The sequence below is a fragment of the Gloeobacter kilaueensis JS1 genome (assembly GCF_000484535.1).
Taxonomy (GTDB): domain Bacteria; phylum Cyanobacteriota; class Cyanobacteriia; order Gloeobacterales; family Gloeobacteraceae; genus Gloeobacter; species Gloeobacter kilaueensis.
This window is the reverse complement of sequence record NC_022600.1, coordinates 1870915-1884847: the sequence shown is the minus strand read 5'-3', so window position 1 is coordinate 1884847 and position 13933 is coordinate 1870915. Positions and strand designations below refer to the sequence as shown.

Here is a 13933-nt window from a genome sequence, read left to right as displayed (position 1 = left end):
CCCCCTCGCCAACACAAAGCTCTACGTGCTGGATGCCCAGGGCCAACCGGTGCCGGTGGGTGTGCCGGGAGAACTGTTCATCGGCGGGGCAGGACTGGCGCGAGGCTATCTCAATCGGCCCGAGTTGACAGCAGAAAAGTTCGTCCCCGACCCGTTCAGCACCTCCGGCGGGAAGCTGTACCGGACGGGTGATCTGGTGCGGTGGAGGCCGGATGGAACGCTTGAATTTCTGGGCCGGCTCGATTTTCAGGTGAAGCTCCGGGGCTTCCGCATCGAACTGGGGGAAATCGAGGTGGCCCTTCGTCGCCACCCGGCGGTGCGCCAGGCAGCGATCCTCCTGCGCGAGGATGAGCCGGGGGAGAAATTCCTGACGGCCTACATCGTCTCTGCAGCAGGAACGGAACCGGACAGTCATGCTCTGCGGGCCTTTTTGCGGGAATGGCTGCCGGAATATATGCTTCCTACCGCTTTCGTGCCGCTGGAGGCACTGCCGCTCACCCCGAACGGCAAGCTCGACCGCCGCGCCCTGCCCAGGCCGACAGAATTGCGGGTGGAGACGGCGAGTCCGAACCTGCCGCGCAACTGGATCGAGGCGCAACTCGTCCAGATCTGGCTTGCGATTCTGCCCATCGAACGGTTGGGCATCCAGGACAACTTCTTTGCCCTCGGTGGTCACTCGCTCCTGGCCAACCGGGCCATTTTTCGCGCGCGCGAGGTCTTCGGCGTCGATTTGCCGGTGCGGGCGCTCTTCGAGGCTCCCACCGTCGCGGCGCTGGCGATTCGCATTCAGCGGGCGCTCGACGAAGCGCCGTCCGCCCCAAGGGCCACCTCGGTAATTCTGCCGGTGCCCAGGAGCGAGAAGATGCCCCTCTCCTTCTCGCAGAACGGGCTGTGGTTTCTCGACCGCCTCAGTTCCCAGGCCAGCCTCTACAACCTGCCCGCCGTCACCCGTCTGCGGGGCGATCTGAATGTGCAGGTGCTGGAGAGCGCTCTCAGGGAGGTGATCCGCCGCCACGAAATTTTGCGCACGGTCCTCCCGGCGGGCGACGACGGCCTGCCCTACCAGCGCATCGTCGAGCAAATCGACTTCACTCTTCCAGTGACTGATCTGAGCGGGTTGCCCGAGGAGCAAGCCCGTCTGCTGGCTGAGAAAGAAATTCAGCTTCCCTTCGATCTGGAGGCAGGGCCGCTGGTGCGGGCGCGCCTTCTGCGGCTCGGAGCAGCGGAACACATCTTGATCGTCACACTGCACCATATCGTGAGCGATGGCTGGTCGGTCGGGGTGTTCATCCAGGAACTGGCTGCCCTCTACGCTGCTTTCCAATCAGGCCAGCCCTCACCGCTGCCGGAACTGGCGATCCAGTACGCCGATTTTGCCGTCTGGCAACAACAGCCCGAACAGCAGGCAGCGGCCAGAAGACAGCTCGCCTACTGGCAGGGACAGTTGGCCGGTGCGCCGGAACTGTTGAAGTTGCCCACCGATTACCCCCGGCCAGCCGTGCAGCGCCACAACGGTGCCACCCATGCCCTGTTGCTTCCGGCAGGATTGACAGAAAGTCTCAAGCAGTTGGCTGCCAGGGAGGGGACAACGCTCTTCATGGTGCTGCTTGCCGCCTTCAAGGTGTTGCTCGCCCGCTACAGTCGCCAGGAAGACATCGTGATTGGCACGCCCGTCGCCAACCGCAACCGAGCGGAAATTGAGCCGCTGATTGGCTACTTCATCAACGCCCTGGTGCTCAGGACGGATCTGGGTGGTGGACCGAGCTTCCGGGAGTTACTGGAAAGGGTGCGGCGGGTGACGCTCGAAGCCTTCGATCACCAGGATCTGCTCTTCGAGCATCTGGTAGAAGCGCTGCAGCCGAAGCGCGACCTCAGCTACGCGCCCCTCTTTCAGGTCATGTTCGTCCTGCAGAACGCCTCGGTACCGATTCGCGAACTGGCGGGCCTCACCGTCGAGCCGGTGACCGTCTTCGGCAAGGCCGCCAAGTTCGATCTGACCCTCGCGATGGAGGAGACCGCCCAGGGACTGCAGGCTGCCTTCGAGTACGACACGGACCTGTTCGATCCTGAGACGATCGAACGGATGGCCGCTCACCTGCTGACATTGCTGGAAGCCATCGTCGCTCACCCGGACCAACCCATCTCTTCGTTGCCGTTACTGACCGATCCTGAAAAGCAACTGCTCGCGAGTTGGAACGACACGAACCGGGACTATCCGCTGGAGCACTGCCTGCAGCACTGGTTCGAGCAGCAAGTGGAGCGCACACCCGAGGCGGTTGCCCTCGTCTTCGAGCAACAGCAGTTGAGCTATCGGGAACTGGACGCACGCGCCAACCAGCTTGCCCATCACTTGCAATCCCTCGGAGTCGGAGCAGAAGTGCTGGTGGGCGTCTGCCTGGAGCGCTCCGTGGAGATGGTGGTTGCACTTCTGGCCGTGCTCAAGGCAGGAGGCGCTTACCTGCCCCTCGATCCGGGCTACCCGGCGGAGCGGCTTACCTTCATGCTCGAAGACGCCCGACCGGCGGTCGTACTCGCCCACGCGCCCACCTGGGCGTTACTGGAGGAACTGGAATCGGTCGCCCCAAGTCTGGTGCTGCTCGATCGTGACTGGCAGGCTGTCGCCATCCAGCCGGAGCAACCCCCCACCTGTCCGGCGAAAGCGGACAATCTCGCCTACGTCATCTACACGAGCGGTTCCACTGGAAAGCCCAAGGGAGCGGCGAACACCCACCGCGCCATCTGCAACCGCCTTCTGTGGATGCAGGAGGCTTACCAGTTGGGCGTCGAAGATGCCGTACTGCAGAAGACGCCCTTCAGCTTCGATGTCTCGGTGTGGGAGTTCTTCTGGCCGCTTATGACCGGAGCCCGGCTGGTGCTCGCCCAGCCCGGCGGCCACCGCGACAGCCGGTATCTCTGCCGGCTCATTGCCCGAGAGCGGATCACCCACGTCCACTTCGTTCCCGCGATGCTGAACGTGCTCCTCGACGAGGCGGATCTGAGCGGCCTCACGAGCCTGAAGCGGGTGATCGTGAGCGGCGAAGCCCTGCCCCCTGCCCTCCAGAATCGCTTCTTTGCGCGGCTGGATGCCGAACTGCACAACCTGTACGGGCCGACCGAGGCGGCGGTGGATGTCACCTGCTGGCAGTGCCAACCGGATCTCGAAGCGCAGAGTGTACCGATCGGCCACCCGATCGCCAACATTCGGATTCACCTGCTCGATGCCCACGGCCAACCGGTGCCGGTGGGTGTGCCGGGAGAACTGTTCATCGGCGGCGTCGGTGTGGCGCGGGGCTACCTCAACCGGCCCGAACTCACGGCAGAAAAATTCGTTCCTGACCCGTTCAGCCCCTCCGGCGAGAAGCTCTATCGCACAGGGGATCTGGCCCGTCGCCGTCCGGACGGGGCGATCGAGTACCTGGGACGGCTCGATTTTCAGGTGAAGCTGCGCGGCTTCCGCATCGAACTGGGCGAGATTGAAACCGTCCTGAGCAGCCATCCCGAGGTGCGCGAGGCGGCGGTGCAGTTGCGGGATGATCTTCCCGGCGGCGCGGGCCTGGTCGCCTACATCGTTCCGCTCACAACGGAACCGGACAGCACAGCTCTGCGCACGTACTTGAAAGAGCGCCTGCCGGAGTACATGGTACCTGCGCTCTTCGTCTCGCTGAACAGCCTGCCGCTCAACGCCAACGGCAAGCTGGACCGCAGAGCCTTACCCGCGCCCGAGAAAAGCGACACCCCGACAGAGATCGTCGCGCCCCGCACTTCCGTCGAGGAGGTGCTGGCGGACATCTGGGCAGAAGTACTCGATCGGGATGTGGTCGGGGTGGAGGACAACTTCTTCGACCTGGGTGGCCATTCGCTCGTTGCCACTCAGGTCGTCTCCCAGATCCAGACCATTCTGCGCCTGGAGGTTCCGCTCTACGCGCTCTTCGAGAATCCCACCGTCGCCGGGCTCGCCCGCTTCTTGCTGAGCGATCCGCAGGAGCGGCCCAGGATCGAGAAGACCGCCCAACTGCTCCTTGCCCTGAGCGAGCTGTCCGACGACGACGCCCAGGATCTGCTCACAGAAAAACACGCATCGCCCAAAAACACACCATCGCCATGAACGATTCTGTCAGTCTCGCCTCCCCTGCACTCGTCGGCGGCCACCCCGCAGGCCGGACGACGATCCGCGCCCCGCTTTCCTACGCCCAGCAGCGGCTCTGGTTTCTCGATCAGTTCCAGCCGGGCAACCCGGCCTTCAATATCCGGCAAGCCTGGCGCTTGAGGGGTCCGCTCGCCGTCGAAATTCTCAAAGCGGCCCTGGGCGAAATCGTCCGCCGCCACGGAGCGCTGCGGACAACCTTCGCCCAGGGTGAAGACGGGCCGGTGCAACGGGTGAGCGAGAGCCTGGGTGTGGATCTGCCCCTGGTCGATCTGGAGGCTTTGCCTGCTACCCATCGCGAAGTGGAGGCACAGCGGCAGTGCCGCAACCTCGCCCGGCATTCCTTCGATCTGGCAAACGGTCCTCTCATCTATGCGCGGCTCTTTCGGCTCGCTCCCGAGGAGCACATCCTCGCACTCGTCATCCACCACATCGTCGGCGACGGCTGGTCGATCGAACTGTTGATTTCAGAACTGGCCACCCTCTACAAAGCCTTTCTGACAGGTGAACCATCCCCCCTGCCGCCGCTGGCCATCCAGTACACCGACTTCAGCGAATGGCAGCAGCGCCGATTGGCAGGCGAGCGCGTCGAGCAACAGCTCTCGTACTGGAAAGAACGCTTAGCCGACGCCCCGGCGGTGCTGGAACTTCCCACCGATCACCCCCGGCCTCCGGTGCAGACCTACAACGGTGCGCTCCATACCTTCAATGTCTCACCTGCCCTGGTGAGCGCCCTCAAGGAACTGGCCCGCGAGGAGGGCACGACCCTCTTTACCGCTCTGCTCGCCGCCTTCCAGGTGCTCCTGTTTCGCTACACCGGCCAGACGGATCTGCTGGTGGGCACATCGATCGCCAACCGCGACCGGACAGAAATCGAGCCATTGATTGGCTTTTTCGTCAACCTGCTGGTGCTGAGAACAGACCTGGGTGGGGAACCGAGCTTTCGCAAGTTTCTTTCACGGGCAGGGCAGGTAACGCTGGAAGCCCTCGACCACCAGGATCTGCCCTTCGAGAAGCTGGTCGAAGCTCTGCAGCCGGAGCGCTCACTTAGCCACACGCCCCTCTTTCAGGTGCTCTTCGTTCTCCAGGTGCCGGAGGAAGCTGTCAGCATCCCCAACCTCGCTGTCGAGAGTTTTCAGATCGATTCGGGCGTAGCCCTTTACGACTTGATCCTCTCGGCGACCGAACTGCCCCAGGGCGGGTTGCGGGCCGAATTCGAGTACAACACAGATCTTTTCGATCCCGAGACGATCGAGCGGATGGCAGGTCATCTGCTCACACTGTTAGAATCCCTCGTCGCCGATCCCGACCAGCCCATCACTTCCCTACCGTTACTGACTGCTCAGGAAAAACAACTGTTCAGGGAGTGGAACGCTACGGATCGCGACTATCCACGCCACCTCTGCATCCATCAACTCTTCGAGCAGCAGGTAGAACGGACGCCGGAAGCAGTTGCCCTCGTCTGGGATGAAGAAATCAGTTATCGGGAATTGAATGAGCGGGCCAACCAGCTTGCCCATCACCTCCAATCCCTCGGAGTCGGAGCGGAAGTGCCGGTCGGCATCTGCCTGGAGCGCAGTCCGGAACTGATTGTCAGCCTGCTCGCAGTCTTGAAAGCGGGGGGAGCCTACGTTCCTCTCGACCCGGCCTATCCGACTGAAAGACTCGCTTTTCTAATTCAGGACGCTGGGCTGACGGTTCTGGTCTCCACCGAATCGCTGGCAGACGAGTTGCCCGCCGGTTGGTTTCAACTGGTACTACTCGACAGCGAGAGCGATCTGATTGCCTCTTCCTCAACTGACAATCCTGAAACCTCAGTTACTGGCGAAAACCTGGCCTACGTGCTGTACACCAGCGGTTCCACCGGTACTCCCAAAGGTGTGCTCACTCCTCACAAGGCCGTCCTCCGACTGCTACTCAACAATCCTTTCTTTGAGGTGGAAACAGACGAAACCTTCCTCCAACTTGCTCCGGTCGCCTTCGACGCCTCCACCTTTGAAATCTGGGCTCCCTTGCTCCACGGTGCCACCCTCGTCCTTGCGCCTGCCCGAAAGCTCTCCTTAGCAGAAATCGCTCAGCTCATCGAAGCTCACCAGATCACAACCCTGTGGCTGACAGCAGGACTGTTTCACCTGATGCTCACAGAACAACTCCCTACCCTTGCAAAAGTCCGCCAACTGCTCGCCGGGGGCGATGTACTCTCGCTTCCTCACGTGCGGAAATTGCTTGAGCAACCGGGAGAGCGAGTCGTCATCAACGGTTACGGTCCCACCGAGAGCACGACCTTTGCCTGTTGTTATCGGATGGACAGGAACACGCAGTTAGAAGGGAGTGTGCCGATAGGAAAGCCGATAGCGAACACGCGGGTGTACGTGCTGGATGCTCGGGCTGAGTTGGTGCCGGTGGGAGTGGTGGGAGAGCTGTTTATCGGCGGCGACGGTCTGGCACGGGGGTATCTCAATCGGCCCGAGCTGACGGCAGAAAAGTTCGTCTCTGACCCATTCAGCGAGTCCGGCGGGAAGCTGTACCGCACAGGTGATCTGGTGAGGTGGCAGGAAGACGGCGTGCTGGAATTCGTCGGTCGGCTGGACAACCAGGTGAAGCTGCGCGGTTTCCGCATCGAGCTGGGCGAGATTGAAACGGTACTGAGCGGTCACCCCGGTGTGCGGGAGGCGGCGGTGCTGCTGCGCGAGGAGGCTTCCAGCACTCAATCTCTAGTCGCCTACGTCGTTTCTGGCTCCGAACCCGCACAGCCGACCCAGTTGCGGGCGTATCTCAAGGAACGCCTACCGGAATACATGGTGCCTTCGGCCTTCGTTTCGCTGGAAGCCCTGCCGCTCACCGCCAACGGCAAGCTGGATCGAAAAGCGCTACCGGCTCCGGAGATGGACGGGCCGGATCACTCGGGCGATGGAATTGCTCCCCGGACTCCGCTGGAGAACATCCTCACGGGCATCTGGAGCGAAGTGCTTGGGCGCAATGGGGTAGGTGTGGAGGACAATTTCTTCGACCTGGGCGGCCACTCGCTCCTTGCCACCTTGATCATTTCGCGTGTTCGGAAGATCCTGAGCGTCGAGATTCCGCTGCAGCAACTATTTACCCGGCCAACGATTGCCAGTCTGGCGGAATTTATCGAAGTTCAGCGACAGACCGAATCGCTGGAAGCGGATCTGCCCGTCCTCCGCCACGAGCGGCTGGAACATCCACCGCTCTCTTACGCCCAGCAGCGGCTCTGGTTTCTCGATCAGTGGCAGCCGGGCGATCCTTTCTACAACGTTCCGGCAGCCCTTCATCTGGGCGGCCCCCTCGATCCGGCGATTCTGGAAGCGGCTTTGAATGCCTTGATTGCCCGGCACGAAACGTTGCGCACGACCTTTCAGATCGTCCAGGAACAACCCCGGCAGATCGTCGCTTCGGCCCTGGAGCTGGCAGTATCGCTCATCGATCTGCAGCAATTTCAGGAAACGGAGCGGGCCAGGGAATACCAGCGATTGAGTGACGCTGAGGCCCGCCGTCCCTTCGACCTGGCAAAGGGACCGCTGTTGCGCGCCGTGCTCTTTCGCTTCACTCCCACCGAACACGTCCTGCTGCTCACGATGCACCATATCGTGAGCGATGGCTGGTCGATCGGGGTGTTCATCCAGGAACTCGCCGCTCTCTACGCCGCCTTCCAGTCAGACCAGCCCTCTCCACTACCACCACTGCCGATTCAGTACGCCGACTTTGCCCTCTGGCAGCGGCAATGGTTGAGAGGAAAAGTGCTGGAGGAGCAGCTTTCTTACTGGCAGAAGCAACTTACAGGCGCACCGGAAGCGCTGAACCTGCCCACCGATTACCCCCGGCCACCCGTGCAGCGCCACGACGGCGCGACCCATGCCTTTGCCCTGCCCGCTTCCCTGACGAAGAGCCTGGAACGGCTGGCCGCCCAGGAGAGCACGACGCTCTTCATGGTGCTTCTGGCTGCTTTTAAGGTGCTCCTCTCTCGCTACAGCCGCCAGGAAGACATCGTGGTGGGCACACCGATTGCCAACCGCAACCGGGCGGAAATCGAACCGCTGATCGGCTTCTTCGTCAACACGCTGGTGCTCAGAACGGACCTGGGCGGCGAACCGAGTTTCCGGGAATTACTGGCCCGCGTGCGGCAGGTGACGCTGGAGGCGTTCGATCACCAGGATCTGCCCTTCGAGAAGCTGGTCGAACACCTGCAGCCGGAGCGCCTGCTGAGTCACAATCCCCTGTTTCAGGTGATGTTCATTCTCCAGAACGCGCCCCGTTCCCCGGACAAAATTGGTGAACTGGTACTTGATCTAAAAGAAGTCGAGAGCAACACTGCCAAGTTCGATCTGACCCTCGCGATGGAGGAAACCGCCCAGGGTGTAGCCGGGGTGATCGAATACGATACGGACCTCTTTGAGATGGCAACCATCGAGCGGATGGCGGGTCATCTGCTGACGCTGCTGGAAGCGGCTGTTACCGATCCCGACCAGGCCATCGCCTCTCTGCCGCTACTGACGGAGCAAGAAAAACAACTCTTCAGTCAGTGGAATGACACCGAACGGGACTACCCGCGCCACCTCTGCATCCATCAACTCTTCGAGCAGCAGGTAGAACGGACGCCGGAAGCCGTTGCCCTCGTCTGGGGCAAAGAAAAACTCAGTTACCGGGAACTCAACCACCGGGCCAACCAGCTTGCCCACCACCTCCAATCCCTCGGAGTCGGAGCGGAGGTACTGGTCGGCATCTGTCTGGAACGCAGTCCGAAACTCGTTGTCAGCCTGCTCGCGGTCTTGAAAGCGGGGGGAGCCTACGTTCCTCTCGACCCGAACTATCCTGCCGAGCGGCTCGCCTTCATGATCCAGGATGTCGAGGTGCTGGTGAGCGAACCGGCGACGGCAGACCGACTTCCAGCCACCGGGGCAAAGCGGGTGCTACTGGATGGGACGAATACGCTGGCGGAATGGCCCCGCGTCAATCCCACCAGCTCAGCCGGGTCTGAAAATCTTGCCTACGTCATCTACACCAGCGGTTCTACCGGAAAGCCCAAGGGTGTCGCCATCGCCCACCGCAGCGCTGTCGCGCTCATCTACTGGGCCAGGGAGGTCTTCAGCGACGCGGACCTGGCGGGGGTGCTCGCCTCTACCTCGATCTGCTTCGATCTGTCGGTCTTCGAGCTGTTCGTGCCCCTCAGTTGGGGCGGCAGTGTCATCCTCGCCGCCAACGCCCTCGATCTACCTGAACTTGAGGGGGTGAGCCTCGTGAACACCGTGCCGTCGGCGATGGCGGAACTGGTACGCAGCAATGGCGTGCCCGCCTCCGTCCGCACCGTCAACCTGGCCGGTGAACCGCTGCAGCGCCGTCTGGTCGATCAGATCTACGCGATCCCAACTGTCCAGCAGCTCTTCAACCTCTACGGCCCCTCGGAGGATACGACCTACTCGACCTTCATTCGCATGGAACGGCAGGAGACGGGCCTGCCCACGATCGGGCGGCCCATCGCCAACACGCAGATCTACATTCTGGACGCCCACCAGCAACGGGTACCGGTAGGCGTGCCGGGAGAGCTATTCATCGGCGGGGAAGGGCTGGCGCGGGGCTATCTCAAGCGACCGGAGCTGACGGCAGAAAAGTTCGTCCCCGACCCGTTCGCTCAGGAAGCGGATGGGCGGCTGTACCGTACCGGGGATCTGGCGCGCTGGCGGGCGGACGGCACGATCGAATTTCTGGGCCGCCTGGATTTTCAAGTCAAGATCCGGGGCTTCCGCATCGAACTGGGAGAAATCGAGGCGGCTCTGCTGAACCACCCGGAGGTGCGCGAGGTGATCGTCGTCGCCCGCGAGGACAACCCCGGCGATCTGCGTCTGGTCGCCTATATCTCTCCCCACACCGGACCAGGACCGACCAGCACTGTTCTGCGCGCTTACTTGAAAGAACACCTGCCGGAGTACATGGTGCCCTCGGCCTTCGTCTTCCTGGAGGCGCTGCCCCTTTCTCCCAACGGCAAGGTGGACCGCAAGGCGCTGCCTGCTCCCACCGCCGACCGGCGCGAGATTGAGACCGATTTCGTCGCACCCGATTCGCCCGTCGAGGAAGTGCTGGCGGGCATCTGGTCGGAGGTCTTGAAGCGCGAGCCGATCGGCGTCGAGGACAACTTCTTTGCCCTGGGCGGCCATTCGCTCCTCGCTACCCAGGTGCTTTCGCGCACCCGCAACGTTTTTCGCGTCGAGCTGTCGCTGCGCAGTTTCTTTGCCCAACCGACGATTCTCCACCTGGCCCGCCTGGTAAGCGAAGCTCTGAGAGAATCGCCCTCCAGCAGTGACGAGCGCATCGTGCCCCTCGTGCGCCAGGAAGAGGCAGCCGTCCTTGCCCAGCTGGGCGATCTCTCCGACGAAGAGGTTCAGGCGCTGTTGGGCGACCTGCTTGAGCAGGAGGAGCAGGCACAAAATGAGTGATCCACGGGAAAAACTGGGCCGCCTCTCCCCCGAAGAGCAGCGGGCACTGCTCGCCCAGCGTCTGTTGGCACGGGCTGCCCAGCCGAAAACTTTTGTCCCGTCCTTTTCCCAGCAGCGGCTCTGGTTTCTTGACCAGCTCGGTCTGAGCAGCGCCGTCTACCATGTGCCCCTGGCGCTGCGCCTCACCGGTCCTCTGGCCACGGACGCGCTGGAACGGGCACTCAACGAAATTGTCCGCCGCCACGCAGTCCTGCGCACCCACTTCGGCGAGCAGGAGCGGCAGTTGCGCCAGGTCGTGGTACCAAAACTGCAGCTGGAAATCGAGCAGATCGATCTCACTGCTCTCCCTCCAGACATTCGCGCCAAGCGGTTGCGCGTCCTGAGCACCGAAAAGGCCCGCTGTCCCTTCGACCTGGCAAAGGGACCACTGCTGCGCGCCGTGCTCTTTCGCCTCGCCCCGAGTGAACACGTCCTGCTGCTCACGATGCACCATATCGTGAGCGACGGCTGGTCGATCGGCATCTTGATTCAGGAACTGGCTGCACTGTATGCCGCCTTCCGCTCAGGCCAGCCTTCCCCTCTGCCGGAACTGCCGATTCAGTACGCCGACTTTGCCACCTGGCAGCAGCAGTGGTTGAGCGGCAAAGTGCTGGAGGAGCAGCTTTCTTACTGGCAGAAGCAACTTGCAGGCGCACCGGCTTTGCTGGAATTGCCCACCGACCGCCCCCGGCCACCCGTACAGAGTTACCGGGGCGAAACTTTCCAGTTTGAAACCTCCGCCTCTCTGCTCGCAGGGCTCCAGCAGTTGGCCCGGCAGTCGGGAGCCACGCTCTTCATGGTGCTTCTGGCTGCCTTCAAGGTGCTCCTTTCTCGCTACAGCCGCCAGGAAGACATCGTGGTGGGCACGCCCATCGCCAACCGCAACCGCTCAGAAATCGAACCGCTGATCGGTTTTTTCGTCAACACATTGGTACTGCGGACGGACCTGGGCGGGGAGCCGAGCTTTCGGGAATTACTGGGAAGGGTGCGGGAGGTGACGCTCGAAGCCTTCGACCACCAGGATCTGCCCTTCGAGAAGCTGGTGGAGCACCTGCAGCCGGAGCGCCTGCTGAGTCACAATCCCCTGTTTCAGGTAATGTTCACGCTGCAGAATGCACCGACTGCCATCCCGGAGATGGGCAATCTCGCGATCGAATACGCAGCGCTCGAAACCGGTGTTGCAAGGGCCGATTTGACCCTGGCGATGGGTGAAACCGCTGCGGGACTGAGCGCCGGGTTCGAATACAGCACGGACCTGTTTGCTCCTGAGACGATCGCCCGCATGGCGGGTCATCTGCTGACACTGCTGGAGGCTGTCGTCGCCGACCCTGACCAACCCATTACCTCCCTGCCACTCCTGAGCGGTACCGAGCGCGCCCAATTGCTCGCCCTCGCCGCTCCCCGCCAGCACTTCGAGCCAGGGCTGTGTGTTCACCAACGCTTCGAGCAGCAGGTAGAACGCACACCGGAAGCGGTGGCCCTTGTCTGGGGTGAAGAGAAACTGAGTTACAGGGAATTGAATCACCGGGCCAACCAGCTTGCCCATCACCTGCAGGCGCTGGGTGTAGGGGCGGAAGTACTGGTCGGCATCTGTCTGGAGCGCAGTCCAGAACTGATTGTCAGCCTGCTCGCGGTCTTGAAAGCGGGGGGAGCCTACGTGCCCCTCGACCCGGCCTATCCAGGCGAAAGACTTGCCTTCATGATCCAGGATGCAGGGCTGGCGGTTCTCATCAGCAATAGCGCGCTGGTTGGAAAGCTGAACCTGGAGGTACCCCGGCTCGTGCAGCTGGACACAGACGATAAAGCGATCGAAGCCGCTTCCACCGCCAATCCGGTCAGTTCCGTCGGAACCCAGAATCTCGCCTACGTCATCTACACCAGCGGCTCTACTGGAAAGCCCAAGGGCGTGCTGGTGGAGCACGGCCAGATTGCCCGTCTTTTCACGGCGACCGCTCCCTGGTTCCACTTTGGGCCGGAGGATGTCTGGACGCTGTTTCACTCCTTCGCCTTCGATTTTTCGGTCTGGGAAATCTGGGGGGCACTCGCCCACGGCGGGCGGCTGGTAATCGTTCCCTACGCGACGAGCCGCTCCCCCGAAGACTTCTACGCGCTATTGGTGCGCGAAGCTGTCACCGTGCTCAACCAGACGCCCTCCGCCTTCCGCCAGCTCATCGAGGCTGAAAGGCACCTGGGGGTGGATCCGTCCCTTGCCCTGCGCCTGGTCATCTTCGGCGGCGAAGCGCTGGATCTGGTCAGTCTGCGCCCCTGGTTCGAGTGCCACGACGAGGTGCAGCCGCAACTGGTCAATATGTACGGCATTACCGAAACCACGGTTCACGTCACCTACCGCCCGATTGGGCGAAGTGATGCGGAGCAGCCGACCGGCAGCGTCATCGGTGAGGCGATCCCGGATCTGGAACTGCATCTTCTCGATCCGGGCGGTGAGCCCGTGGCGGTGGGCGTCCCCGGCGAGCTGTACGTGGGCGGGGCGGGGGTGGCGCGGGGCTACCTCAATCGCCCCGAGTTGAACCGGGAGCGCTTCTTGAAGAATCGCTTCCGTCCCGATAGCAGGCTCTACCGCACCGGCGATCTGGCCCGCAGGCGGGCTGGGGGCGATCTCGAATATCTGGGCCGGATCGACCAGCAGGTGAAGATCCGGGGCTTCCGCATCGAACTGGGAGAAATCGAGGCGGCCCTGGCAAGCCATCCGGATCTGCGCGCAGCGCTGGTTCTGGCCCGCGAGGATGTTCCTGGCGACCGGCGGCTGGTGGCCTACGCAGTACCGGAGCCGGGGGCAACGCCGGTTGAAAGTTCACTGCGCCGCCACCTGCAGCAGCGATTGCCCGAGTACATGGTGCCCTCGGCTTTTGTCTTGCTGGAGGGACTGCCCCTTACTGCCAACGGCAAGCTGGACCGCGCCGCTCTTCCTGCTCCCGGTATCTGCCCGGATCAAAGGAGCGAGGCGGTCGAACCCCGCACCCCGCTTGAAACCGTGATCGCCGAAATCTGGTGTGAACTGTTGCAGCGCGAGGCCGTGGGTGTCCACGACGATTTTTTTGCTCTCGGGGGCCATTCGCTGCTCGCCACCCAGGTGATTACCCAGATGCGCGAGGTGCTGGAGGTGGAGGTTCCGCTTCTTTATCTTTTCGAGACGCCGACCGTCGCCGCCCTCACAGGACGCCTGACGGCGGACCCAGAGCATCGTCATCGCCTCGAAAAGCGCGCCCAACTGCTCCTGGAACTGGCGGAGTTACCTGAGGCTCAAGTGCAGGCGCTGATTGATAAGAGAGCCAACGCCTGA

General features: G+C 62.4%; 3 protein-coding genes (1 of these 3 cut by a window edge). All 3 read left to right on the top strand.

Going from position 1 to position 13933, the window contains the following annotated elements; translation table 11 throughout:
• Tightly spaced (each overlapping or abutting the next), the 3 genes in view from GKIL_RS08830 to GKIL_RS08820 form a layout consistent with a single transcriptional unit that may run on beyond the window.
• A protein-coding gene (locus GKIL_RS08830) for a non-ribosomal peptide synthetase (protein WP_023173188.1) crosses the window boundary here: on the top strand, positions 1–4105 show its 3' portion. It extends 2441 nt beyond the left edge of the window; only the last 4105 of its 6546 coding nucleotides appear in the window; its start codon lies off the left edge, out of view; the stop codon is at positions 4103–4105.
• Positions 4102–10593: a non-ribosomal peptide synthetase gene (locus GKIL_RS08825; protein ID WP_023173187.1), complete on the top strand. Its 6492-nt coding sequence runs from the start codon at positions 4102–4104 to the stop codon at positions 10591–10593. Before GKIL_RS08830 ends, GKIL_RS08825 begins: the two co-directional genes overlap by 4 nt.
• Entirely contained in the window at positions 10586–13933 is a 3348-nt protein-coding gene (locus tag GKIL_RS08820; RefSeq protein WP_023173186.1) for a non-ribosomal peptide synthetase, read from the top strand. Before GKIL_RS08825 ends, GKIL_RS08820 begins: the two co-directional genes overlap by 8 nt.